The sequence below is a fragment of the Kitasatospora phosalacinea genome, from assembly GCF_030268885.1.
Taxonomy (GTDB): domain Bacteria; phylum Actinomycetota; class Actinomycetes; order Streptomycetales; family Streptomycetaceae; genus Kitasatospora; species Kitasatospora phosalacinea_C.
Map to the genome: position 1 here is coordinate 22712 of NZ_BSSA01000010.1, position 25231 is coordinate 47942.

At 76.3% G+C, this 25231-nt stretch carries 19 protein-coding genes and 1 pseudogene; 10 read left to right on the top strand and 10 right to left on the bottom strand.

The genetic code is table 11. The annotated features are described in order from the left end of the window. The first annotated feature begins 82 nt into the window (after positions 1-82). Entirely contained in the window at positions 83-676 is a 594-nt protein-coding gene (locus QSK52_RS16425) for a flavodoxin family protein (protein WP_285736813.1), read from the top strand. Positions 677-684: 8 nt separating this feature from the next. Here the strand turns inward: QSK52_RS16425 and QSK52_RS16430 are convergent, their stop codons facing one another. The 7 genes and pseudogenes from QSK52_RS16430 to QSK52_RS16460 form a co-directional block, all read right to left on the bottom strand. Then, entirely contained in the window at positions 685-1116 is a 432-nt protein-coding gene (locus QSK52_RS16430; RefSeq protein ID WP_285736814.1) for an SRPBCC family protein, read from the bottom strand. 29 nt (positions 1117-1145) lie between these two features. After that, positions 1146-2777 carry a phytoene desaturase family protein gene (locus tag QSK52_RS16435; protein ID WP_285736815.1) on the bottom strand — a complete coding sequence of 544 codons (1632 nt, stop codon included), beginning with the start codon at positions 2775-2777 and terminating at the stop codon, positions 1146-1148. 250 nt (positions 2778-3027) lie between these two features. Beyond that, a pseudogene (locus tag QSK52_RS16440) lies at positions 3028-3420 on the bottom strand (IS630 family transposase); the annotation flags it as partial. Between the two features lie 269 nt (positions 3421-3689). Further along, a complete protein-coding gene (locus QSK52_RS16445; protein ID WP_285736980.1) occupies positions 3690-4448 on the bottom strand; it encodes a dienelactone hydrolase family protein in 759 nt (252 codons plus the stop codon). A 207-nt stretch (positions 4449-4655) separates the two neighbouring features. Continuing rightward, positions 4656-7097, bottom strand: coding sequence for a SpoIIE family protein phosphatase (locus tag QSK52_RS16450; protein ID WP_435053271.1), 2442 nt, complete (start codon positions 7095-7097; stop codon positions 4656-4658). 50 nt (positions 7098-7147) lie between these two features. After that, complete coding sequence (locus QSK52_RS16455; RefSeq protein WP_285736817.1) at positions 7148-11413, bottom strand: HAMP domain-containing protein; 4266 nt, start codon at positions 11411-11413, stop codon at positions 7148-7150. A 156-nt stretch (positions 11414-11569) separates the two neighbouring features. After that, a complete protein-coding gene (locus QSK52_RS16460; RefSeq protein WP_285736982.1) occupies positions 11570-15445 on the bottom strand; it encodes a SpoIIE family protein phosphatase in 3876 nt (1291 codons plus the stop codon). A 318-nt stretch (positions 15446-15763) separates the two neighbouring features. On the opposite strand from QSK52_RS16460, the gene QSK52_RS16465 reads away from it, so the two are divergent. The 4 genes from QSK52_RS16465 to QSK52_RS16480 all read left to right on the top strand — a co-directional run bounded on the left by QSK52_RS16465 (position 15764) and on the right by QSK52_RS16480 (position 17475). Further along, positions 15764-16141, top strand: coding sequence for an STAS domain-containing protein (locus tag QSK52_RS16465; RefSeq protein WP_285736818.1), 378 nt, complete (start codon positions 15764-15766; stop codon positions 16139-16141). Between the two features lie 115 nt (positions 16142-16256). Beyond that, positions 16257-16715 (top strand): ATP-binding protein, encoded by a 459-nt coding sequence (locus QSK52_RS16470; RefSeq protein WP_285736819.1) that lies wholly within the window; start codon positions 16257-16259, stop codon positions 16713-16715. Between the two features lie 70 nt (positions 16716-16785). Continuing rightward, positions 16786-17226, top strand: a complete 441-nt coding sequence (locus QSK52_RS16475; RefSeq protein WP_285736820.1) for a VOC family protein — start codon at positions 16786-16788, stop codon at positions 17224-17226. Positions 17227-17292: 66 nt separating this feature from the next. Next, on the top strand, positions 17293-17475 hold the full coding sequence (locus QSK52_RS16480) for a hypothetical protein (RefSeq protein ID WP_285736821.1): 183 nt from the start codon (positions 17293-17295) through the stop codon (positions 17473-17475). Positions 17476-17497: 22 nt separating this feature from the next. On the opposite strand, the gene QSK52_RS16485 is transcribed toward QSK52_RS16480, so the two are convergent. Then, positions 17498-18754 (bottom strand): FAD-dependent oxidoreductase, encoded by a 1257-nt coding sequence (locus QSK52_RS16485; protein WP_285736822.1) that lies wholly within the window; start codon positions 18752-18754, stop codon positions 17498-17500. 132 nt (positions 18755-18886) lie between these two features. On the opposite strand from QSK52_RS16485, the gene QSK52_RS16490 reads away from it, so the two are divergent. Together QSK52_RS16490 and QSK52_RS16495 are read left to right on the top strand one after the other, a co-directional pair. After that, on the top strand, positions 18887-19747 hold the full coding sequence (locus QSK52_RS16490; protein WP_285736823.1) for an oxygenase MpaB family protein: 861 nt from the start codon (positions 18887-18889) through the stop codon (positions 19745-19747). An 89-nt stretch (positions 19748-19836) separates the two neighbouring features. After that, entirely contained in the window at positions 19837-20010 is a 174-nt protein-coding gene (locus QSK52_RS16495; RefSeq protein WP_285736824.1) for a CsbD family protein, read from the top strand. A gap of 74 nt (positions 20011-20084) precedes the next feature. Here the strand turns inward: QSK52_RS16495 and QSK52_RS16500 are convergent, their stop codons facing one another. Then, complete coding sequence (locus QSK52_RS16500; RefSeq protein ID WP_100834742.1) at positions 20085-20312, bottom strand: hypothetical protein; 228 nt, start codon at positions 20310-20312, stop codon at positions 20085-20087. A gap of 122 nt (positions 20313-20434) precedes the next feature. After that, positions 20435-21670: a PP2C family protein-serine/threonine phosphatase gene (locus QSK52_RS16505; protein ID WP_285736825.1), complete on the bottom strand. Its 1236-nt coding sequence runs from the start codon at positions 21668-21670 to the stop codon at positions 20435-20437. 234 nt (positions 21671-21904) lie between these two features. Between QSK52_RS16505 and QSK52_RS16510 the strand changes: the two genes are divergently transcribed. From QSK52_RS16510 to QSK52_RS16520, 3 genes are all read left to right on the top strand, one after another. After that, entirely contained in the window at positions 21905-22948 is a 1044-nt protein-coding gene (locus QSK52_RS16510; protein WP_285736826.1) for a cation diffusion facilitator family transporter, read from the top strand. A gap of 165 nt (positions 22949-23113) precedes the next feature. Next, positions 23114-23479, top strand: a complete 366-nt coding sequence (locus tag QSK52_RS16515; protein WP_285736827.1) for a hypothetical protein — start codon at positions 23114-23116, stop codon at positions 23477-23479. 210 nt (positions 23480-23689) lie between these two features. After that, complete coding sequence (locus tag QSK52_RS16520; RefSeq protein ID WP_285736828.1) at positions 23690-25207, top strand: SulP family inorganic anion transporter; 1518 nt, start codon at positions 23690-23692, stop codon at positions 25205-25207. Positions 25208-25231 lie beyond the last annotated feature (24 nt).

A 25231-nucleotide genomic window follows, 5' to 3' on the forward strand; every position in this document is an offset into this window, starting at 1 on the left:
GCCCGCCGGAGGTTGGGCAGGCGTCAGACCCACCCCTCCGGCGGGCCGCCGCCCGACCGGAAGCACCCGCACCGGAGCCCCGATGACCGCGCCCCGCTCGTTCCTGTTCCTGCTCGGCAGCGCCCGTACCGGCGGCAACACCGAGGCGCTCGCCCGGGCCGCCGCCGAGCAGCTCCCGCCCGGCACCGAACAGCGCTGGCTGCACCTGGCCTCCCTCGACCTGCCCGAGTACGTGGACGCGCGGCACGCGCCCGGCGGGCCCGCCTCGGTGCCCACCACCGGGGACGAGGCGCTGCTGCTGGAGGCCACCCTCGGCGCGAGCGACCTGGTGATCGCCTCGCCGCTGTACTGGTACTCGCTCTCCTCCGCCACCAAGCGCTACCTCGACCACTGGTCGAAGTGGCTGCGCACCCCCGACCCGGAGTTCCGGGCCAAGATGGCCGACCGCACCCTGTGGGGCGTCACCGCGATGGCGCACGCCGAGGAGGAGGTCGCCCGCCCGCTGGAACTGACCCTCCAGCACACCGCCGCGTACATGCGCATGCGCTTCGGCGGCGTCCTGCTGGGCAACGCCAGCAGCCCGGGCCAGGTCCTGGCCGACGAGGAGGCGATGGCCAGGGCCAAGACCTTCTTCGCCCGGCGGCCCGAGCCCGCCCGCTTCCCCTACGAGCAGTAGCCCCGGCCTCAGCCCGGGGAGGCGTGGCGGGCCAGGTTGCCCAGCAGGCGGCGGTTGCGCAGGTGCAGGAGCAACTCGGTCAGCGGGTTCTCCAACCGGGCCCCGAGGCCGCGCAGCGGGTGCTCGTCGAGCAGCAGCAGGGTGTCCTCGCCCCAGGGGACGAGCGAGAAGGCGATCCGGGCGGTGCCCAGCGGGTCCGCCGCGGCCTCCAGTTCCAGGCGGCGGCCGGGCTCGCAGATCCGCACCACGCAGGTGTCCTCCAGCGTGGCGGGCCCGAGGCCGACCCGGAACCTGAGCCGGGCCCCGACCTCGGGCCAGTGCTCGTCCGCGGCCAGGACGTCCTGCGTCCCGACCACCCACTGCGCGTAGCTCCGGGCGTTCGCCAGGACGTCCCAGACCCGCTCGGGCGGGCAGTCGATCAGGCGTTGGCGCTGTGCCATGAGGGTGCGTTCCCTTCGGACGGGGCGGGTCAGCGGTGCGGCCCGCGCCGGGTGGAGGAGCCGCCCACCGGCAGGAAGCGGGCCGGGGAGCGGCGGTGGGCGTTCAGCGCGGCGCGGGCGGCGTTGGCGCCGCACGCCCCGTGCACGCCGCCGCCGGGGTGGGCGGAGGCGGAGGCCAGGTAGAGCCGGGCCACCGGGGTGCGGGGCCCGGCGGTGCCCGGGGTGGGACGCAGGAACAGCTGCTGGTGCGGGGCCGCGGTGCCGCCGTTGAGGGCACCGCCGACCAGGTTGTCGTCCAGCGAGCGCAGCACCGGCGGGGTGAGCACCCGGCGGGCGGCCACCAGGTCGCGGAAGCCGGGCGCGAACCGCTCCACCTGCCGCTCGATCCGGTCGGCCATCGCCTCCCCCTCGCGCTCGTCCCACCGCCCGGTGATGCCGTCCGGACCGAGGTCCGCGGCGATCCGCTGCGGGACGTGCGTGTAGGCCCAGGCCGACTCGGTGCCGCGGGGCGAACGGGACGGGTCGGCCACCGTCATCTGCCCGAACAGCGCGAACGGACGGGCGGGCAGCCGCCCGGTGGCCACCTGGTGGGCGTAGTCGCCGAGCTCGTCCAGGTCGGCGCCCAGGTGCACCGTCCCGGCCCGGCCCGCCGACGGCGCGCTCCAGGGCACCGGCCCGCGCAGCGCCCAGTCCACCTTGACGGTGCCGAAGTCCCACTGGAAGCGGCCCACGTCCCGGCGCAGCGACCCCGGCAGGTGCTCCCAGCCGACCAGGCCGCCGTACAGGGCGGTCACCGAGGTGTCCGCCAGGACGGCCCGCCGGGCGCGGTGGCGGCAGCCGTCCGCGGTGCGCACGCCCAGCGCCGTCCCGTCCCGGACCAGCACCTCCCGCACCGGCTGCCCGCAGCGCAGCTCCCCGCCCCGGGACTCCAGGCGGCGCACCAGCGCCGCGGTCAGCGCGGACGCCCCGCCCACCGGCACCGGCCAGCCGTGCCGCCGCCCCAGCATCGCCATCAGCCAGCCGAACGCGGCGCTGCCCGCCGCCTCCGGCAGCAGGTCGGCGTGCAGGGCGCAACCGGCCAGCAGCAGCCCCGGACCGTCGCCCGCGAACTCCTCCTCCGCCAGCCGCCGCACCGGCAGCGCCAGGAAGCGCGCCAGGTCCAGCAGCCCCGCGGTGCGCAGCCGGGCCGCGATCGCGGCCCCCGCCCGCACCGGCGGGAACGGCTTCAGCAGCGCGTCCACCAGGTGCGGCTCCAGCTCGTCCCAGCGCTCCGCCAGCCGCTGCCAGGCCCGGGCGTCGGGCCCGCCGAACATCCGCTCCAGCCGCTCCCCGTCCGGCCCGTCGACGCCGTCGCCGTCGCGGTACAGGGCGGCGCAGCGGCCGTCCGGCAGCGGGTGCGCCAGCACCAGCGGGGCGCGGCTCCAGCGCAGCCCGAACTCGCCCAGCCCCAGCGCCCGGATCGCCGGGGAGGCGACCGCCAGCGGGTGGAAGGAGCTGAACAGGTCGGAGACGAACTCCGGGTCCACGCCCCGGTCGCTGCGCACCGCCCCGCCCGGGGCGGACTGCGCCTCCAGCACCAGGACGTGCCAGCCCGCGTCCGCGAGCAGGTTGGCCGCCACCAGCCCGTTCGGACCGGAGCCGATCACGATCGCATCCGCCATGCCGCCCTCCTCAGAGCCTCGACGGCCCCGCGCCTGCCCCGGCCGTCCGGAACGCACACCTCCGGCCGGGGACCGCGCCGCGGCTGGTGCCGCACCAGGCAACGTTCGCCCTGCTGACCACCTCGCGCAGGCGCTCGTCAGCGGCGTGCCTGTTCCGCCGGATGACGTAGCGGCGGATCACACGGCCCTGTTCCTTGTTGTTCCGACGCACCGGCAGCGCTTCGTCGTCAGGTGCCGCACCCCGTGCGGTCGGCTGGAGGTTGAGCGGGCCGAACTCGTCCATGCGGTCGCGGGAGGTCTTCCAGGTCTTCACGCGTTGAAAGGACACGCCCTCCTCGCGGAGCAGGACCCGAAGGCCCTCGTGGTTGGTGTCGTCGACCACCCCCTCGGCGACCAGGAAGTCGGCCAGCTCGGCCAGGCTCCAGGTCGAGAACGGCAGGCCGTGCTCGGCCGGCTTGGACTTGGCGATCTGCGCCACCGGCAGGCCCTGCGCGGACGGCAGCACCACCTGGGCCCGGCGCCGGGTCACCACCGACCCAGTGCCTCTGCGGATGATCCGCAGCAGTCGTCTGCCCTGTGTTCCGCCGGTCGCGCGACGACGGTCGCGAAGCTGCGGCCCCCGTCGGCGGGCGGGACACGCCAGCGCAGCACCGGTTGGAGCGCGCCGACAGCGCCGGCGAGGAACCACGCCAGACGGCCATGGGTGCGTGCGACCGTAGCCGCAACGACAGCCAGTGACTCCCGAAGCTGTTCGAGCCGGGCCGTCTGCAGCAGAGCCTCCTGGATCTCCGGCGGGCGGACCGCAGCACGCAGGCCGCGCGTCGGCCGGAATCGCTGCGCCGTGGGCGTGTCCGCGGCGGGAGCGGCACGGCGCTGGGCGGCAGACCGCACGTCGGCGTCGCGCCGGTGGTGTCAGGAGCCGCTCACGGTGCCAGGGCTCCCCAGGTGCCGGGCGAAGAACCGGATCGAGCTGTCGATTTCGAAGGACGGGATTTCGAAGTGGCCGCCGGGGTTGGCGTGCAGGGTCTTCTCGGCGGAGCCGAGTGCGTCGAACAGCTTCATGACGGAGTCCCGCGGCTGCCCTTCATCGTCCCACTGCAGCACGTACTCGACCGGGACGGTGATCCGTGCCGCGGTGTCGACGAGCCAGTCGCTCGCGATGAGGCCGAGGACCGCAGCCTTGATCCGGGGTTCGGCCGCGACGAGGCGGATGCCCGCCTCACCGGCAGCGGACAGGCCGTAGTACCCGACGGGCCGGCTGTCGCCGACGGAGTCCAGTTCCTGGAGTGCATCGAGGGTGGTCTGCCAGTCGGGTACGAGCTGCGACGCCACGACTTCGTAGAGGGCGGGCCATTCCGGGCCGAGGGGCTCGCCTGCCGCCTTTCGTTCGTCGATGACCGCGACCAGCCGCCGGATCTCCGGGTGCTCCGGCCTGTCGCCGGTACCGGGCGCGTCGATCGCGGCGACCGCGAAGCCGCAGGAGGTGACGTAGGGGAAGGCTCGGGAGACGACCTCCCAGCCCTTCTTGTGCTGGCCGCCGCCGTGCCCGATCAGGACCAGCGGGCGGGGACCGGAGCCCTCGGCGGGCGTCCAGAGCACCCCGGGGATGTCCCCGACAGTGAAGAGCTGTTCGCGGACGCCGTCAGCGACCCTTTCCGAGGTGATGCGCATGGCGGGATCAAACCGGTGTTCCCACTGACGCGGCCAGTGGATTATCCGGGCGGCCAGGCCGGAGACGACGATGCCCGGCGCCGGTTGGTCTCCCGCCGCCCGGGCACCATCGGCCACACCCGCGAGGCTGCCGCGGTCACGCCGACGGCTCAGCGATTCCGACCGACGCGCCACCGACTACTGAGGCGAACGTTGACCGGTACGGCGCTAGCGCACCTCGATGCCGACCAGGCAGGTGTCGTCGTCGGTGTCGGCGCCGCTGAAGCGCAGCAGGTGGTCCAGGTGCGCCTCCAGCGCGGTGGCGCCCGCCTGGGGGGCGGTCTCGGAGAGGGCCACCAGGTTGGCCAGCGAGGCCTGCAGGCCCTGGTCGCGGCGCTCGATCAGGCCGTCGGTGTACATCACGATCCGGTCGCCCGGCCGCAGCTCGATCTCGCTCTCCTGGTAGTCGGCCTGGCCGATCACGCCCAGCAGGATGCCGTCCACCTGCGGCAAGCACCGCGCGGTCCCGCCGCGCAGCAGCACCGGCGGCAGGTGCCCGGCCCGGGCCCAGCGCAGTCGGCGCTGCTCCGGGTCGTACAGGCCGCAGATCGCGGTGGCGGTGACGTTGTCGGTCAGGTGGTGCGTCACGCTGTTCAGCCAGGCCAGCAGCTGGGCCGGACCGGCCCCGGTGGCGGCCAGGCCGCGCAGCGCGTTGCGCAGCGCGACCATCCCGGTGGCGGCCTCGATGCCGTGCCCGGCGACGTCGCCGACGCACACCAGCACCTGCCCGGAGGGCAGCGGCAGCGCGTCGTACCAGTCCCCGCCGACCAGGTGGTCCTTCTCCGCGGGGCGGTAGCGCACCGCGACCTCCAGACCGCCCAGCGACATCGGACCGGCGCTGGGCGGCATGATGGCGTGCTGCAACTGCCGCACCAGCCGGTGGCGTTCGGCCGCCTGCTGCTCGGTCTGCGCCAACTGGTCGCGGGTCGCGGCGAGCGCGACCTCCGTCCAGTGCTGCGCCGAGATGTCCTGGTAGGCGCCGCGGACCGCGCTGAGCCGCTCCCCGTGGTCGTGGACCGGCTCGGCCACCACCCGGATGTGCCGGGTCACGCCGTCCGCGCGCTGCAGCCGGAAGGCCGTGGACGCCGGACGCCGGTGGTGCAGCAGGGTCCGCAGGAAGCGGTCGACGGCGTCCCGGTCGTCCGGGTGCGCGTGCTCGGCCAACTGGTCCAGGGCGATCGGCTGCGCGGTGGCGGGCAGCCCGTACAGCTCGAACAGGGTGTCGTTCCACACCACCTGGCGGGAGTCCAGGTCCTCCTCGAAGCCGCCGATCCGGCCCAGTCGCTGCGCGTGGTGCAGCAGGCGGGCGATCTTCGGGGTGTGGTCGGCCAGCCGCCACAGCACGGTCACGTGCTCGCCGTGCCGGCTGACCGACACGTACGCGTCCGCGGTCAGCAGCACCCCGTCGACCAGGGCGGCCAGCCGCATCCCCGGGTCCCGGAACGGCGCCCCGGTGGCGTGGACGTCCTCCACCGCCCCCAGCAGGCCGCCCTCCCGCGCGACCAGCGGGTACGCCTCCAGCAGCGGCGCGCCGACCAGGGCGGCGGTCGGGCGGCCAGCGAAGTCCACGAACGCCGGATTGGCGTGCCGGATCACGAACTGCGGCGGGAAGGCGTCGTCGGCGGGCTCCAGCACCATGCACGGATCGAGCAGCCCGTCGACCAGCCGGGCCAGCTCGTCCAGCCGCCCGGACGCGGGGGTCTCCTCCGGGGCGTCCTCGGCCCAGGTCTCCAGGGTGGCGGCGCACAGCTCGGCCAGCGCCTCGAACTGCCGCTGCAGCGACTGCGAGCGCTCCGGCGGCTCCCCGCGCCAGCACACCTCCAGGACGCCGGTCAGCCGACCGCCGACCCCGGCCGGGACGGCGGTCCGCCCGCCGTCCGTCTCGTGCTGCCCGATCGACGGGACGCCCGCGTCGGCCAGCGTGCGGTACTCCACCGTCGCCCGCCCGTCCAGGGCCCGGCGGGCCGCGGTGAGCACCCCCGGCGGCACGTGGCGCCACCGGCGGGCCTCCGCGTCGGTGAAGCCCGCGCTGCCCGCCAGCGCCAGCGAGAGGTCCGGCCGGGCCGCCCAGATCGCCACCGCGACCGCGCCGAGCGGCCGCAGCGCGTGCTCCAGCATCGCCCGGGCGGCCGCCGCCGCGTCGCTGCCGCTCAGCGCGTCCGCCTCGGTGTTGCGCAGCCGCACGCCCACGTCCGGGTCCGCCGGGTCGGCCGTGCGCGCCACGAACTCCTGGGCCGCCTCGGAGATCTTGTCCGCGGCGGCCTGGTTGACCAGCCCGGCGGCCAGCGCCAGCGGAGTGGTGCCGGCCTGCTCCGCCAGCAGGTGGAGCTGCTTGGCGGCCTCGGTCGGCCCGCAGCGCAGCCGCTCCACCAGGACGCCGACCGCCATCTCCACCACCGAGCGGCCCGCGGCGTGCGCCTGCGCCTCGTCGAGCTGGCGGCGCAGCCGGTCCACCGTCCCGGCCAGCCGCCCCAGGGCGCCGCTGACCGCCGCGCCGTCCGGCCCGGCGTGCGCCTCGAGCACGGCGGGCCGTGGCACGCCGACCAGCTCGGCCCGGCTCGACGGGATCGACAGCTCCTGGCCGGGTTGCGGCTCCCGGGACTGGTGCACGGTGGGGACTCCTGCGGTGGTACGGGCGGCGGACGGAGGGCGGGGCGGCGCTACCGGGCCAGCTGGGCCTCGATCCGGCTGATCAGCTCGCCCGCGTCGACCGGCTTGGTGACGTAGTCGCTGGCCCCGGAGGCGAGGCTCTTCTCGCGGTCGCCGACCATCGCCTTGGCGGTCACCGCGATGATCGGCAGCGCCGCGTGCTCCGGCATCGCGCGGATCGCCGCGGTGGCGGTGTAGCCGTCCATCTCGGGCATCATCACGTCCATCAGGATCACGTCGACGTCCGGGTTGGCGGCCAGCGTCTCCAGCGCCGCCCGGCCGTTCTCGGCCTGCAGCACCCGCATGCCGTGCAGTTCCAGGATGCCGGTGATGGCGTACAGGTTCCGGTCGTCGTCGTCGACCACCAGCACCAGGCGGCCGTTCAGGGCGGAGCTCCCGGCCTCCCACGGGTCGTTCTGCGGGAGCCCGCGGACCAGCGGGACGTCCTGGGGGTGGTCGGCGCTCATGTGCAGGGCGATGCGCTCGCGCAGCTCGTCCAGGCTGGAGATGACCTCCAGCGGGCGGGCCCCGGACCGGGAGAGCGCGTCGGCGTCGCCGGGCGTCCCGCGGTTGCTGTGGACCAGCACCGGCACGCCCTGCAGCGCGGGGTCGCGGTCCATCTCGCGCAGCAGCGCGGGGGCCGCGCCCTCGGGCAGGTCGAGGTCCAGCACGACGCAGTGCGGGGGCGCCGCCGCCAGGACGGCCGCGGCCTCCGCCGCGCCGACCGCGGTGACCACCTCGGTGCGGCGCCGGGCCTCCCCGGGACCGACCGGCTCGACGGTGGCGTTCTCGGCGACCAGGGACAGCAGGCCGCCCTGGCGCTCCTCGACCACCAGCAGGCGGCGCGGCCGCAGCGGCGCCGAACCCTCGTCGACGGCCTGGCGCAGGCCCTCGGCGGGCGCCTCCCGGTCCTCGTCCGCCCCGGCCCGCGGCTCGGCCTCCAGCACGAGGAACTCCGGGCGGGTGACCGGCAGGAACAGGGTGAAGGTGCTGCCGCTGCCCAGCACGCTCTCGGCGGTGATCGCGCCGCCCAGCAGGTAGGCGATCTCCCGGCTGATCGACAGGCCCAGGCCGGTGCCGCCGTACTTGCGGCTGGTGGTGCCGTCCGCCTGCTGGAAGGCGCCGAAGACGCTCTCCAGGTGCTCCGGCGCGATGCCGATGCCGCTGTCGGAGACCTGGAAGGCCAGCACCGGCCCGCCGCGGCGCACCCCCTCGGGGACCTGCGCCTCCGGGGCCAGCTCGATCCGCAGCTCGACCCGGCCCCGCTCGGTGAACTTCACCGCGTTGGACAGCAGGTTCCGCAGCACCTGGCGCAGCCGGTAGTCGTCGGTGACGAGCTGCTCGGGCACGTCCGCGGCGGTGCGGACGGTGAAGGCCAGGCCCTTCTGCCCGGTCAGCGGCTTGAAGGTGGCCTCGGCGTACTCCAGCAGGCTGCGCAGCGACACCGGCTCCGGGTTGAGGTCCATCTTCCCCGCCTCGACCTTGGACAGGTCGAGGATGTCGTTGATCAGCTGCAGCAGGTCCGACCCGGCCGAGTGGATGATGCCCGCGTACTCGACCTGCTTGGCCGTCAGGTTCCGGGTGGGGTTCTGGGCCAGCAGCTGGGCCAGGATCAGCAGGCTGTTCAGCGGGGTGCGCAGCTCGTGGCTCATGTTGGCCAGGAACTCCGACTTGTACGTGGAGGCCAGCGAGAGCTGGTGCGCCCGCTCCTCCAGCTCCTGCCGGGCCTGCTCGATCTCCAGGTTCTTGGTCTCGATGTCCCGGTTCTGGGCGGCCAGCAGGGCGGCCTTGTCCTCCAACTCCGCGTTGGACGCCTGCAGTTCCTCCTGCCGGGCCTGCAACTCCTGCGAGCGGGCCTGCAGTTCGGCGGTCAGCCGCTGCGACTCCTCCAGCAGCTCGTCGGTGCGGACGTTGGCGACGATGGTGTTCAGGTTGACGCCGACGGTCTCCATCAGCTGGTCCAGGAAGGCCCGGTGGACGGCGGCGTACGGCCGGACCGAGGCCAGCTCGATCACGCCGAGCACCTGCTCCTCGACCACGATCGGGACGACCAGCAGCGACAGCTCCTCGGTGCGGCCGAGCCCGGAGGAGGCCGCCAGGTAGCCGGCCGGGAGCGACTCGACGGCGATGGTGCGCCTGCTGCGGGCGGCCTGCCCGACGAACGACTCGCCCAGCCGGAAGCTGGCCGGCCGCTCGCCGTCCGGGTAGGCGTACGAGCCGATCAGCCGCAGCACCGTGCCGCCGTCGGCCTCCTCGGCGAGGTAGAACGCGCCGACCTGGGCGCCCACCAGCGGGGTGAGCTCGTCCATCACCGCCTCGGCGACCACGGCCAGGTCGCGCTGGCCCTGCAGCAGGCCGGAGAAGCGGGCCAGGTTGGTCTTCAGCCAGTCCTGCTCCTCGTTGGCGCGGGTGGTCTCGCGCAGCGAGCCGACCATCGCGTTGATGTTGTCCTTGAGGTCGGCGACCTCGCCGGAGGCGTCCACGGTGATCGAGCGGGTCAGGTCGCCCGCCGCGACGGCGCTGGTGACCTCGGCGATGGCGCGGACCTGCCGGGTCAGGTTCCCGGCCAGCTCGTTGACGTTCTCGGTCAGCCGCTTCCAGGTGCCGGAGACGCCCTCCACCTCGGCCTGGCCGCCCAGGCGCCCCTCGCTGCCGACCTCGCGGGCGACGCGGGTGACCTCGGCGGCGAACGAACCGAGCTGGTCGACCATGGTGTTGATGGTGGTCTTGAGCTCCAGGATCTCGCCGCGCGCGTCGACGTCGATCTTGCGGGTCAGGTCGCCGTTGGCGACCGCGGTGGTGACCTGCGCGATGTTGCGGACCTGCGAGGTCAGGTTGTGCGCCATGAAGTTGACGTTGTCGGTGAGGTCCTTCCAGGTGCCCGCGACGTTCGGCACCCGGGCCTGGCCGCCGAGGATGCCCTCGGTGCCGACCTCGCGGGCGACGCGGGTGACCTCGTCGGCGAACGCCGAGAGGGTGTCCACCATGGTATTGATCACCCCGGCCAGCGCGGCGACCTCGCCCTCCGCCTCGACGGTGATCTTCTGGCTGAGGTCGCCGCGGGCCACCGCGGTGGCGACCTGCGCGATCGAGCGGACCTGGCCGGTCAGGTTGGACGCCATCACGTTGACGTTGTCGGTGAGGTCCTTCCAGGTGCCGGAGACGCCCCGGACGGTGGCCTGGCCGCCCAGGTTGCCCGCCGTGCCGACCTCGCGGGCGACGCGGGTGACCTCGTCGGCGAACGCCGAGAGCTGGTCGACCATCGTGTTGATGGTCTCCTTCAGCTCCAGGATCTCGCCCCGGGCGTCCACCCGGATCTTCTGCGACAGGTCGCCCTTGGCGACGGCCGTGGTGACCTGCGCGATCGCCCGGACCTGCGCGGTCAGGTTGTCGGCCATCACGTTCACCGACTCGGTCAGGTCGCGCCAGGTGCCCGACACGTCCCGGACGTCGGCCTGCCCGCCGAGCCGGCCCTCGGTGCCGACCTCGCGGGCGACGCGGGTGACCTCGCCCGCGAACGAGCTCAGCTGGTCGACCATCGTGTTGATGGTGTCCTTCAGCTCCAGGATCTCGCCGCGCGCGGCCACCGTGATCTTCTGCGACAGGTCGCCCTCGGCCACCGCGGTCGCCACCTGCGCGATCGCCCGGACCTGGCCGGTCAGGTTGCCCGCCATCGAGTTGACGCTGTCGGTCAGGTCGCGCCAGGTGCCCGAGACGCCCTTCACGTCGGCCTGGCCGCCGAGGATGCCCTCGGTGCCGACCTCGCGGGCGACGCGGGTGACCTCGCCCGCGAACGAGCTCAGCTGGTCGACCATCGTGTTGACGGTGTTCTTCAGCTCCAGGATCTCGCCCCGGGCGTCCACGGTGATCTTCTGCGACAGGTCGCCCTTGGCGACGGCGGTGGCCACCTGGGCGATGTCGCGCACCTGCGTGGTGAGGTTGCCCGCCATCGCGTTGACCGAGTCGGTCAGGTCCGCCCAGGTGCCGGACACCCCGGGGACGACCGCCTGGCCGCCTAGCCGCCCCTCGGTGCCGACCTCCCGGGCCACCCGGGTCACCTCGGAGGTGAACCGCGACAGCTGGTCCACCATGCCGTTGAACACGGTCGCGATCTCGCCCAGGAGCCCGTCCGCGTCACCGGCCAGCTCGGTGCTGAAATCGCCGTCGCGCACCGCGGTCAGGCCGGCCAGCAGCAGCCGCAGTTCGGCCTCGCCGATCTGCGAGCGGTCCGCCGCCGTCTCCTGGCGGGAGTCCTGCGACGTCGTCGAGCCAGCCATCGAAAGCTCAGCCTCCTAGCAGGCTCCGCCGTCCGGCGGAGCAACCGATCGAGCGCACCGGCCCCCGGAAATCGTCCGAGTGCAGTCCCCCGGGGCCCCGGGCGAGGCTACCCCAGCCTCGGGAAGAGGGGGAAACGCCCGACCGGCCCGGGCACCTCAGGAGGGCAGCGCGGCCTCCGCCACCACCGGGTCGCCGCCCCCGGCGGGCAGCACGGTGACGCGCAGCCGGTCGGCGGTGGCCGTGGCGGACAGCCGCAGGGTGCCGCCGGGGGCCGCCGCCAGCGCCCCGGCGAACGCCTCCCCGCCGACGGCCGCCGCCGCCCGGGCCGCCCCGGCCGGGACGCCGCACCCGGCCAGCCACCGGCGCAGCGCCGACCGGACGGCCGCCGACTCCTCCGGCCGGGCGGGCCGGGACAGCTCCAGCCGCCCCGGCTGCCGGTAGAGCAGCACCGCCACGTCGTCCGCGTAGCCGTCGGCGGGCGCCATCCGGCCCATCACGTGGTCCGGGAGGTCCGCGGTCGGCAGGTGCGCGCCCGACACGACCGCCCGGGCGGCCGCCGCGATGCCCTCCGACAGGTTGCCGCGCCGCCGCTCCACCAGCCCGTCCGTGTACAGCAGCAGCGTGGAACGGCCCGGCAGCACCACGACGGCCTCCGGCCGCGGCCGCCCGGTGCGGACCGCCAGCGGCAGCGAACGGCCGCCCTCCAGCAGGACGGTGGAGCCGTCCGCCCGGGCCAGCATGCCGGGCGGGTGCCCGGCGCTGGAGTGCCGCAGCTCACCGGTGGCCGGATCGAGGACGCCGCAGAAGACGGTGGTGCAGACCGCCCCCGGGACGGTGGCGGCGAACGCGTCCAGCGCGGCCAGCGTCCGGGCCGGGCTCGGGTCCTGCAGCAGCAGCGCCCGGCAGGCGCTGCGCAACTGCCCCATCACGCTGGCCGCGGCCAGGCCCCGCCCCACGCAGTCGCCGACGATGATGCCGGTCCGGCCGTCCGGCAGCGGCACCGTGTCGTACCAGTCGCCGCCCACCTGCAGCGGCGGGACGGCCGGCTCGTAGCGGACCGCGAAGCCCTCCGGCAGCCGGTCCGGGCCCAGGATGGCGCGCTGCAGGGCGAGGGCCGTCTCGCGCTGCTGGTCGATCCGGTGGGCCCGGGCCAGCCCCTGGGCCAGTCGGCCGCCCAGCAGGGTCAGCAGCAGCTCGTCCTCCCCGGTGAAGGGCCGCTGCTCGCCCAGCTCGACCGCCAGCACCAGCGGCCCGCCCGGGTGCTCCAGCCGCAGGCCCGTCCCGGCCGGGCCCGCCGCCGGGCTGAGGGCGGGGCCGGCGGCCAGCTCCGCCAGGTGGCGCTCCGCCCCGGGCGGCAGCTCGGGGGAGGGGCCGGTGACGGTCAGCCGGGGCGGGGCGTCGGGGTCCGCCCGGTCGAAGCGGGCCGCCACCACCCGGCGGGCCCGCCACAGCCCGCGCACCTCCTCCAGGGCGCAGGCGAGCGCCTCCTCGACGTCGGCCGCTCGGGTCAGGCAGTCGGCCAGCGAGGCCAGCGCGCTCTCCCGCTGCACGGCGTAGTACTCGGCGGTCACGTCCCGGAAGGTGCCGACGGTGACGGTGCGCCCGGTGGCCGGGTCCGGGACGCGGTTGAAGGTGGCGTGCGCCCACAGCCGGTGCCCGTCCCGGTGGGTGGCGGGCACGGTGACGCTGCCGCGGTCGCCCGCCAGCGCCCCGGCGAGGGCGTCGGCGGACCGCTGCCGGGCCTCCGGGTCCACCTCCCCGTCCGCCCACCACGGGTGCGGCGGGGCGTAGGGCAGCCCCTCGGGGCCGTACCCGAGCAGGTCGGTGAACGCCGCGTTGATCCGGACGATCGCGCCCTCCTCGTCGCAGACGAAGAACGCGTCCTGCAGCGAGTCGACCAGCGCCTCGCTCCACCGGGTGTGCCGCTCGCGCAGCCGGTCCAGCCGCAGCGCCGAACGCACCCGGGCCAGCAGGTCGGCCGCGGCGAACGGCTTGACCAGGTAGTCGTCCGCGCCCGACTCGAAACCGCCGATCGCGTCGTCCCGCCCGGCCCGCGCCGACAGCAGCAGCACCGGCAGCACGGCGGTGCGCGGATCGGCGCGCAGCGCCGCGACCAGCTGCAGGCCGTCGGTGCCCGGCATCATCACGTCGCTGATCACCAGGTCGGGGGTGGCGGCGCGGACGGCGGCCAGCGCCCGGTCGCCGTCGCCCACCGCGGTGACCCGGTGGCCCGCCCCGGCCAGGACCCGGGTCAGGTAGTCGCGCAGGTCGGCGTTGTCGTCGACGACCAGGACGTGCGCGGGCCCGGTGTCGTCCCCCGCCGCCGCGTCCCCGGCGTCCGCAGCGAGCACGGCGGGCGGGGCCGGCCGGGCCGCCGACTCCCAGCGGGCGGCCTCCTGCAGGAAGGGCTCGGCGCCGTCGGCCGGGAGGGCGGCCGGTTCGGCGGGGAGGGCGGCCCCCGGGGCCAGCGGCAGGTCCACCGTGAACGCGGTGCCGCGGTCCGGGGCGGACTCGACGGTGACCGTGCCGCCGTGCAGCTCGACCAGCTCCTTGACCAGGGCCAGGCCGATGCCGCTGCCCTCGTGCGAGCGCGCCCGGGCGCCCTCCACCCGGTGGAAGCGGTCGAACAGGTGCGGCAGCTCCGCGGCGGGGACGCCCACCCCGGTGTCCGCCACGGTGACCTCGGCCCGCCCGTCCCGCTCGCGCACCCGTACCCGGACCGAGCCCTCGAAGGTGAACTTCAGGGCGTTGCCGAGCAGGTTGAAGACGACCTTCTCCCACAGCCCCGGGTCCACCAGGACCGGGGCGCCCAGCGGCGCGCAGTCCACCTCCAGGACGAGCCCGGCCCGCTGCACGGCCGAACGGAACACCGAGGCCAGCTCGGCGGTCAGCCGGGCCAGGTCGACCGGCTCCGGGCGGGCCCGCATCCGGCCCGCCTCGATCCGGGAGAAGTCCAGCAGCGTGTTGACCAGCCGCTCCAGCCGCAGCGCGTTGCGCCGCACGGTCTCCAGGTCCTCGCGGACGTCCGGATCGGCCCAGGGGCCCCCGGCGTCCGGTCCGGCGTCCGCCAGCCGCTGCCGCAGGGCCTCGACCGGCCCCGCGATCAGCGTCAGCGGGGTGCGGAACTCGTGGCTGATGTTGGAGAAGAACGCGGTCTTCGCCCGGTCCAGCTCGGCCAGCTGCTCGGCGCGCCGCTGCTGCGCCTGGTGGCTGCGGGCACTGGCGACGCCCGCCGCCAGCCGGCCCGCCACCAGGTCGACGAAGCCGAGCTGGGCGTCGTCCAGCGGCCGGTACCGGTTGAGCCCGGCCACCAGGAACCCGCACGGCCCGTCGTCCCCCGACCCGTCCAGCGGCACCACCCGGGCCTGCCGCGGCGGCTCCTCCCACGCCCCGCACGGCAGCTCCGCGAACGGGCCGCCCACCAGCAGCGTCGTCGCCGCCCCGCCGCCGCGGACCGTCGCGACCGGCCAGGGGCCCGCCCCGTCCGGGCCGATCAGCGCGGGCGCGGCCGGGTGCCCGGCGGGCACGCCGGAGGAGGCGGCCAGCCGGGCACCGCCGTCCTCCTCGAACAGGTACGTCAGGGTGAAGGGCAGGTCGTACGGGTTGCGGGCGAGCTGCCCGGCGGCGAAGTCGAGGAACTCCTCCTCGGTGCGCACCGTCCCCGGCGCGGAGCCCAGGTCGCGCAGCGTCGCCATCCGGCGCTCCGCGACCACCCGCTGGGTGTCCTCGCTGACCACGCACAGCACGCCCACCACCTCGTCCGCCCCGTCGCGCAGCGGGCTGTACGAGAAGGTGTGGTACGTCTCCTCCGGGTACCCGGAGCGCCGCAACCACAGCAGCAGCGCCTCGTCCCAGGTCGCCTCGCCCTCGGTCAGCACGTGCTCGATCCGCGGCCGGGCGTCGTCCCACACCTCCGCCCACACCTCCCGGAACGGGCGCCCCAGCGCCCACGGGTACTTCCCGCCCAGCGTGTCGCGCCGGTACGCGCCGTTGCAGAAGAAGGTCAGCTCCGGGCCCCAGGCCATCCACATCGAGAAGCGCGAGGACAGCACCAGGTCCACCGCCGAGCGCAGGCCCTGCGGCCAGCCCGCCGGATCCCCCAGCGGCGTGGCCGCCCAGTCGACCCGCGCCAGGTCGGCCCCCACCACCGGATCGGCACCGAAGACCCCCCGCGCCCGCTCCCGCGCCACCGGCCACCCCTCCCTGCACCCCAGGACCCGGCGCCACCGGACGCGACGCCACCACCGGCCCCATTGTGCCGGGACCGCCCCGGCCCCGGACGGATGCCCGCTCCCGGCCACGACAACCACCCGGCGACCCCCCGGCCCCGCCCGGCTAGCATGGCCGCCATGACCGACCACACCGCGGAGCCGCCCGGGGCGACGGTGCTGCACCTGCGCGGCGACCTCGACCACGACAACGAGCGCGAACTCGAGGCCGCGGTCGACGACGCCCTCGCCCGCAGCACGGGCGTCCTCGTCCTGGACGTCTCGGCGGTCACCTTCGCCGACTCCTCCACCCTGCGGACGCTGGTCCTGGCGCAGCAGCGTACGGAGGCGGCGGACGGCGCGCTGGTCCTGCTCGGACCGCTGGCCCCCGCGTTCCGGCGCCTGCTGGAGATCACCGCGACCGACGGCTACTTCACCGTCGCCGACAGCCTGCCGCAGGCCCTGGCGGCGGCCGCGGAACTCCTGCGCCGCGACCCGCGCGCAGCCGGGGCCGGGTGACCCGGAGCCCGTCCGCACCGCATCATCCGCCCTTCCCTGGGCACACGCTCCCCGATCCCTCAGCCCGGCCTCACCGGCCGGCACGAACGGTGCCGTAGACGATTCGAGGTCGTTCATGCCCCACGACGACGCCCTGCCGCTCACCCCGGAGGCCGCCGTCCCCGAAGGTCGGCCGCCCGAGCCCGCACGTCCGCCGGAGCTCGCGCCCGCGCCCGTGCGGACGGCCGGTCAGGCCCGCACCGCCCTCGCCCGGCTGCTGGACGCCGCCGGGCACCCCGGCGGACAGGTGCTGGCCGACGCGCAGCTCGCGGTCACCGAGCTGGTCGCCAACGCCCTGCGCCACGGCGGCGGCCTGACCTGCTTCGACGCCCGGATCGGCCGGTGCGGCACCGAACTGGTCGTCGAGGTCGACGACCGCGACGACCGCCACCCCGTCGTCCTGCCGCTGCACGACCGCGACCCCGCCACCGCCGGGGGCCGGGGCTGGGCCATCGTCCAGGCCCTCGCCACGACCTGCCAGGTCGTGCCGCTGCCCGCGGGCGGCAAGCGCATCCGGGTCACCTTCGCCCTCTGACCCCCCGACCGGACGGGCGAGCCGCTAGCGTGGCGGTGGACCGACGCCCGCCGCACGGAGGAGGACCGGCATGGCGGTCAAACGGATGGACAACGTCCTGGTGGTCGTCGAGGACCTCGACGCCGCCGTCGCCTTCTTCGTCGAACTCGGCCTGGAACCGGAGGGCCGGGGCCCGCTGGAGTGGAGCGGGGCCGAGCGCGTCATCGGGCTCCGCGACGTCCGGCAGGACCTCGCCGTGCTGCGCGTCCCCGGCGGCCACGGCCGGGTGGAGCTGGTGAAGTTCCACCGGCCCCGGGCCCTCGCGCCCGAACCGCGGGACGCCCCGGCGAACACGCTGGGCCTGCGCCGGATGATGTTCGCCGTCGACGAGCTCGACGACCTGCTGGAGCGCCTGCGGGCCCACGGCGCCGAACTCGTCGACGAGGTCGTGCGCTACGGGGACGCCTACCGGCTCTGCTACGTCCGCGGCCCCGAGGGCGTCGTCGTCGGGCTCGCCGAGGAGCTCGGCTGAGCGGCCGCCGGACGGCCGCCGGAAAATCGGAGGATTCGAACGCCGACGTCAGGTCAGACTGGGCCCGTGAACACCGATCGCCGCCCGCTGTGGCAGCCCTTCTCCGAGACCGCCACCCACCGCCCGCTGCGTCCCCGCGAGGGGCAGCGGCCCGCGCCGGTCACCGCGTCGCCCTTCCTCGAACCGGGCCCGGCGACCACCCGGCGGCCCGCGGAGCCCCGCCCCGCCGCCTGGCCCCCGAACGAGTGAACCCCCGGCGCCCGCGGCCCGCTCACCCGCCCGGCCGGGCGCCCCGCCCGGCCGCCAGGTCGGCCAGCACCTCGCGGGCCGCCCGCGCCCCCGACGCCAGCGCGCCCTGCACCGAACCGGTCGCCCGGTGGTCGCCGCACACGTACCGGCCCGGCGCCCACCGGCTGCCGCGGGTCAGCGGGTGCGGGGCGGGCATCGCGGGCAGCGCGCCCGGGATCCGGTACGCGGCCAGCGGCTCCCAGCCCGAGGTGTCGCAGCCGTACAGCTCCGCCAGCCGCAGCCGCACCGCCCGCTCCCCGGCGTCCGTGCCGAGCACCGAGGTGGACACCAGCGAGCGCCCCGGCGGCGCGCAGCCCGGCACCACCTCCGACAGCACCACCGAGTTCAGCAGCCGCCGCCCGCCGTCCACCAGCAGGGTCGGTCCGGCGAGCGGGCGGCGCTCCGCGGCGTGGTAGAAGGTCGTCACCGCGCGGGTCGGCGGCACCGGCAGGCCGGGCAGCAGCGCCGCGGCCGCCGCGGGCCCGCCGGCCACCACCACGCAGCGCGCCGCCAGCTCCCGGCCGTCCGCCAGCAGCAGCCCGCCCCGGTGCACGGACGCCACCGGGGCGTCCAGCTCCAGCACCCCCGGGGGCAGCAGCGCGGCCAGCGCCGCCGGGACGGCCCCGATGCCCGCCGCCGGGAGGGCGAGCGTCCCCCGGACCATGCTGCGCCAGTACAGGTGGAACACCCGGGCGGAGGTGGTCAGTTCGTCCTCCAGGAAGACACCGGCCAGGAACGGGCGCAGCACCCCGTCGACGGTCTCCCGCGACACGCCCGCCGCGCGCAGCGCCGCCGCGGTCGGCACGTCGCGCCCGCGCCGCAGGGCCGCGGCGGGCAGCAGGGCGTCGCGCGCGGTCAGCGCGCCGAGCGCCGCCGCGTCCCGGGCCGGGAGCACCCGGCCGCGCAGCAGGTCGCCCGCCAGGCCGGGGCGGCGCAGCGGGTCGACCACCCGGCGGTGCCCGGCCGGGCCCGCCAGCACGAAGCCCGGCGTGAACGGGTGCAGCCGCAGCGGACGCAGGGCCAGGCGGCGGCGCACCTGCGGATAGGAGGTGTTGAACACCTGGAAGCCCCGGTCCAGCCGGAAGCCGTCGCGCAGGTCGGTGCGCATCCGCCCGCCCACCGCGTCCGAGGACTCCAGCAGCCGCACCCGCCACCCGGCCGCCGCCACGTCCAGCGCGCAGGCCAGGCCCGCCGCCCCGGCGCCGACCACCGCCACGTCCACCGCACCGCCCGCGTCCACCGCGCTCCTCCTGCCCTCGGTCCGTGCCCCCGCCCGCGCCCCGACGACAGGGGGCCCGTACCGGTTCGGAGCCGACCCGGCGGGCGGATGGGACCGCCCGCCGGACCGGGCCGCGGGGCTACCGTGGAGGGCATGGACGCGCAACGGGAGGGCCTGCGGGAACGGCTCGGCGCGGCCCTGTTCGCGAAGGTGGCCGGGCCGGAGGGCCCCGACGTCCGGCGGCGCGTCCACGGCGCCCCGGGGCCGCGCCCGTTCGGCCCGGACCGGCCGATCCGGCGGGTGCACGGCGACGCCGCGATGTTCGTCGGCGGGCTCGCCGCGCTCCTGGTCCAGTTGCTGCACCCGTCGGCCATGGCGGCGGTCGCCGCGCACTCCGGCTACCGCAGCGACCCGTGGGGCAGGCTCCAGCGCACCAGCACCTTCCTGGCCGTCACCACCTTCGGCACCGCGGACGACGCGCGGGCCGCCGTGGAGCGGGTGCGCGCCGTGCACGCCCGGATCCGCGGCACGACGGCCGCCGGGGTCCGCTACCGGGCCGACGACCCGCACCTGCTGGCCTGGGTGCACGCGGCGGAGACCGACAGCTTCCTGCGCGCCCACCAGGCGTACGGGGCCGCGCCGCTCGACCCGGCGGGCTGCGACGGCTACGTGGCCGACACCGCGGAGGTCGCCGCCGCCCTCGGCGTGGAGCGGCCGCCGCGCAGCCGCGCGGAGCTCGACGCTGTGCTCCGCTCCTACCGGCCGGAGCTGGCCAGGACGGCCGAGGCCCGCGAGGCCGCCCGCTTCCTGCTGCTGCACCCGCCGCTGCCGTGGGCGGTCCGCCCCGCCTACGGCGCGCTGGCGGCGGCCGCCGCGGCCCTGCCCGCCCCCGAGCACCGCGCCCTGCTGGGCCTGCCCGCCGACCGGCTGAGCGCCGCCGCGGTCCGCCCGCTCGGCCTGGCCGTGGTGCGGACGATCCGGTGGGCGCTTCCGGTGCCCCGGGAGGCGGCCTGACCGGCCGGACCCGATCCGGGGGAATGTTTCCGTACAAGCCGGGCATACGGAACTCCGTCAGTGACGGAACGACCGGTCAGGAGGCCGCGATGGGCATGGGCGACAAGATCGAGAACGCCGGCGACAAGGTCAAGGGCACCGCCAAGGAAGCCGCCGGGAAGGCGGTCGGCAACGAGCGCCTGGTGGCCGAGGGCAAGGCCGACAAGACCAAGGGCGACGTCAAGCAGGCCGGTGAGAAGGTCAAGGACGTCTTCAAGGACTGAGCGCAGCGCCCCAGCGGAGGGGGCCCGGAACCGTCCACCGGTTCCGGGCCCCCTCCGCCGTTGCCGCGCCGCCGTCACAGCACGTCGCGGCGGCGCTCCTCGACCACCACCTCGTCCACGCCGCGCCCGCCCAGGTAGCGGCGGCGCCCCAGCACCCGCGCGTACACCACCACGCCGATCAGGCCCGCCGCCATCAGGACGACGCCGACCACCGTGAGGTTGACGCCCGCCAGGTGCCAGTGCACCCCGAACGCCAGGATCGCCCCTACCGCCAGCAGGATGATGCAGCCACCGAGCCCCATGATCGCCTCCGTCACCGTCTCGTCACGCCCCGGGACCGGGGCCGCCCGGCGTCTACCCCCGACCGGCCGGAGGATTCCCGCCCCGCCCCGGGCCGCTGACGCCGCGTCGGACGCCCGGGCGTTCAGGGGCCGCCCGGGTGCCAGGCGGCCAGCAGCACGGTGGCGTCGTCCCGCAGGCGGTCGCCCTGGTGCGCGGTGATCCGCCGAACGAGCCGGCGCAGCGCCTCAGGGGCGGGCAGGCCGTCCGCCATCGCCCGGGAGACCACCTCGACCAGCAGCTCCTCGCCGAACGGGAGCCCGGCCGCGTCCCGGCCCTCGGTCACCCCGTCCGAGTGCACCAGCAGCTGGTCGCCGGGCTCCAGGCGCGCGGTGTGCACGGTCGGCGCGGTGCGCGGCAGGCCGACGGGCAGGCCCAGCGGCGGGTGGACGGGGCGCTCCAGGGCCCGGGCGAGGATGCGGCCGCGGCGGATCAGCAGGGGCGTCGGGTGGCCGCAGTTGACCCAGGACAGGACGCCGGTGGTGAGGTCGAGGTCGGCGATCACGCAGGTCAGCAGGCGGTCGGGGATCCACCGGGTGAGCGCGGCGTCGATGGCCCCGGCGATGTCGGCGAGGCCGCCGCCGGCCCGGCGGGTGGAGCGGCAGGCGGCCAGGGCGACGGCGCTGCAGCCCCCGGAGGCCAGGTCGTGGCCCATCGCGTCGACCAGGGTCAGGTGCAGGTGGCGGTCGGCCAGGTTGTGGTCGAAGGCGTCGCCGCCGATGTCGTAGGCGGGCTCCAGGACGGCGCTGGAGGTGACCTCGCGGCTGCCGATCGTGCGGGGCGGCAGGATCGCCCGGACGAGCTCGGCCTGCAGGGTCATCGTCCGGCGCCGCCCGGTGCGCACCAGCAGGTCGCTGAACGCCGCCTTGGTGGCGATCAGCAGCGCGGTCACGGAGGCCAGCGCCCGGCAGGAGTCGAGCAGGCCCTCGTCGAGGGCGGGCGCGGTGACCTGCAGCACCCCCAGGCGCCCGATGCCGTCCACGATCGGGATCCAGCCCACCGCGCCCGCGCCGGTCCCGGTGCCCGTGCCGCCGCCGGTGCGGGCGTGCCCGGTGCGGTAGGCGCGCCCGGCCAGCGAGTTCTCCACGTCGAGCACCCCGGGGCCCGCGGGCCCGGTCAGGTGCGGCACCTCGGGCGGGACGGGCAGCGCGGTCAGGCAGGTCTCCTGCACGTCGGCCAGGTAGATCCAGGCGCCGGTGAGGCCGAGCCGCCGGGCCGCGTCCTGCACCAGCCGCGGGAGGTCCCGGGGCCCGGCCCGGTGCGAGTCCTCCAGCAGGCCGAGCACCGCGGCCCCGGCCCGCTCCTCGTCGTGGCGGTGCATCCTCGTTCACCTCCGCTGTCGTCCACCCCCGTCCGTCCACCCTCCCGGACCGCGGGCGCCCCCGCCCGCCGGGGCCGCGCGGGGCCGCCGGGCCCGGTCCGGGCGCGGGGCGTCCGCGCAGGTCGGGGCGGTCTTATCGCCGTTGAAAACCGTCATCGGTGCAGCCTTTGCCAAGGGGCGAGCCGGTGCGCTTCACTTCCCCGGGCCGAACGAGCGGACGGGGGAGGCGGAGCCATGGGCGCGGAGCACGACCACGGGCACGGGGGCGACGAGCACGGGCACGGCCATGCGCACGGCGGGCACGGCCACGCGCACGGCGGGCACGCGCACGGGGTCGCCGCCGACGCCGACCGCCGCTGGCTGGCGACCGCGCTCGGGCTGATCTGCGCCTACATGGCGGTCGAGGTCGCCGTCGGCCTGGCCGCCGGTTCGCTCGCCCTGCTGTCGGACGCGGCGCACATGCTGACCGACGCGGCGTCGATCGTCCTCGCGCTGGTGGCGATGCGGCTGGCCGCCCGGCCCGCCCGGGGCGGGTTCACCTTCGGGCTCAAGCGGGCCGAGATCCTCTCCGCGCAGGCCAACGGGCTGTCGCTGATCCTGCTGGCGGCCTGGCTGAGCTACGAGGCGGTGCAGCGGCTGGTCAGCCCGCCGCAGGTGGCGGGCGCGCCGGTGCTGTTCACCGCGCTGGCGGGCGTCGTGGTCAACGTGGTCGCGGCCTGGTGCATCTCCCGGGCCAACCGCACCTCGCTGAACGTCGAGGGCGCCTACCAGCACATCCTGAACGACCTGTTCGGGTTCGCCGCCACCGCCGTGGCGGGCCTGGTCGTGATGACCACCGGGTACGCCCGGGCCGACGCGATCGTCTCGCTGGTCGTGGTGGTGCTGATGGTCAGGGCCGGGTACGGGCTGCTCAAGGAGTCCGGCCGGATCTTCCTGGAGGCGGCCCCCGCCGGGGTCGACCCGGACGCGATCGGCGACGCCATGGTCGGCCGCCCCGGTGTCGTCGAGGTCCACGACCTGCACGTCTGGCAGATCACCTCCGGCCAGACCGCGCTCTCCGCGCACGTCCTGGTCGCCCCCGACCGGGACTGCCACGCGGTGCGCGAGGAACTGGAGCGCGACCTCGCCGACCGCAACGGCATCACCCACACCACCCTCCAGGTCGACCACGCCGCCGCCGAACTGCTCACCGTCGGCGCCGCCGCCCCGCGGGCCGCCGACGGCCACTGCGCCCAGTCGCACGGCGCGGTCCACCGCGGGGAGCCCCACCCGCACTGACCGCCCGCCGGATCGGGCCCGAACGAACTGACTGCCCGTCAAGTTCCCTTCCGATGACCGGGTTTCATCCATGTTGCATCTCCGGAATCCGACCCTCCGGCGCCCTGTCGTACGTAAGCTGGAACGGCGCGGCGACCGGGCCGGGCGCAGACCGGGGAGGTGGGGATGGCCGGACGCGGAACGACGCGGGGCGGGCAGCTCGCCGTCCTGCTGGCCGCCGCCCTCGCCGCGGTGCTCGCCGTCCTCACGGCCGGGCCCCCGGCGCAGGCGCAGCCCCGGGCGTCCCGTCCGGCCGCCGCCTCGGTGGCCGAGGAGCACGTGGAGTGCGCCCACCAGCACGAGGCGCAGGCCCCGATGGGCCGCGCCGCCGGGCGGCACCGGGCGAACGGCGGCCCGTCCGGGCGCGGCGCGGCCCGCCCCGGGGAAGCGGACGCCGGGGTGCCGGGCGCACGGGCGGCCACCGGGCCGGCGGCGGTCGCCGGCGGCTCCAGACCGGCCGCGCTGGCGCGCCTCCAGGTCTTCCGCTGCTGAGCGGGCCCGTGAGCTGACTGAGGACGGCGACGGGCCGGGGCCGGTCCGTCCGGACGTCGCCCCCGCCCGCCCTGACGACACGTCGGTTCGCTCCGTTGCCCTGACAGCAGCCCCCGTCCGGCCGCGGCCGCACGGGCGGAAGGAGACACCCATGCGCTCGTCCACGCACCACCACCTCCGCGCCCTCCCGCACCGGGAGGTCCGACCGCTGTGAACACCACCACCACCCGCCCCGCCGCCGTCGCGCGCCGGGCCCTCGCCCACTGGCGCCAGGACCTGCCCGCCTCGCTGGTGGTCTTCCTGGTCGCCGTCCCGCTGTGCGTCGGCGTCGCCGTCGCCTCCGGCGTCCCCGCCGAACGCGGGCTGGTCACCGGCATCGTCGGCGGCCTCGTGGTCGGCCTGCTGCCCGGCAGCAGCCTCCAGGTCAGCGGCCCCGCGGCGGGCCTGACCGTCCTCGTGTTCGACGCCGTCCAGCGCTTCGGCCTCGGCTCGCTCGGCGTGCTGGTGCTCGCCGCCGGGCTGCTGCAGATCGCCATGGGCCTGCTGCGCACCGGCCGCTGGTTCCGGGCGATCTCGCTGTCCGTCGTGCACGGCATGCTGGCGGGCATCGGCCTGATCCTGATCCTCGGCCAGCTGTACGCCGTCTCCGGACGGACCGCCCCCGGCAGCGGCGGCGGGAAGATCGCCCACCTGCCCGCGCTGGCCGCCGACTGGTTCACCGGCCGGGCCGCGACCGCCGCGCTGCTGATGGCGGCCGCGACCGTCCTGCTGCTGACGGGGTGGAAGAAGCTGCCCGGCCCCGTCCGCGCCGTGCCCGCCCCGCTGGCCGCCGTCGTGCTCGCCGCCGCGGCCACCGCCGCGTTCGGCCTGGACGTGCCCCGGGTCGAGGTGGACGGGCTGCTGGAGTCCGTCGCCCTGCCCACCGGCGACGGCCTCGCCGCCGTCACCGGCGCCGCCGGGCTCGGCACCGTCCTCGCCCTCGCCCTGATCGCCTCCGCGGAGAGCCTGTTCAGCGCCGCCGCCGTCGACCGGATGCACCACGGGCCGCGCACCGACTACGACCGCGAACTCACCGCCCAGGGCATCGGCAACACCCTGTGCGGTCTGCTCGGCGCCCTCCCGATGACCGCCGTCATCGTCCGCAGCGCCGCCAACGTCCAGGCGGGCGCCCGCAGCAAGACCTCCCGCGTCCTGCACGGCCTGTGGCTGCTGCTGTTCGCCGCCCTGCTGCCCGCCGTCCTCGGACTCGTCCCGCTCGCCGTGCTCGGCGGCGTCCTGATCCACGCCGGAGCCAAGCTGATCCCGCTGCGCCCGGCCGCCGCCCTGTGGCGCGGCCACCGCGGCGAACTCGTCGTCCTCGCCGTCACCACCACCGCGATCGTCCTCACCACCCTCTTCGAGGGCGTCCTGATCGGCGTCGCCCTGGCCGTCGCCAAGAGCGCCTGGCAGACCTCCCACCTGCACATCGACCTCACCGACACCGGCCCCGGCGGCCCGCTGCGGATCCGGCTCAGCGGAAACGCCACCTTCCTGCGGCTGCCCCGCCTCCTGGACACCCTCGAATCCCTCCCCACCGGCCGGGCCGTCGAACTCGACTGGACCGACCTGCGCCACCTCGACCACGCCTGCCGCACCGCCCTGCTCACCTGGGCCGGGCGTCACGCCGTCGACGGCGCCGCCGCCATCACCTGGGAACCCCCGCTCACCGCCGCCACCGCCGGAACCTGACCCGTCGTTCCCCGGCCCCCGCCG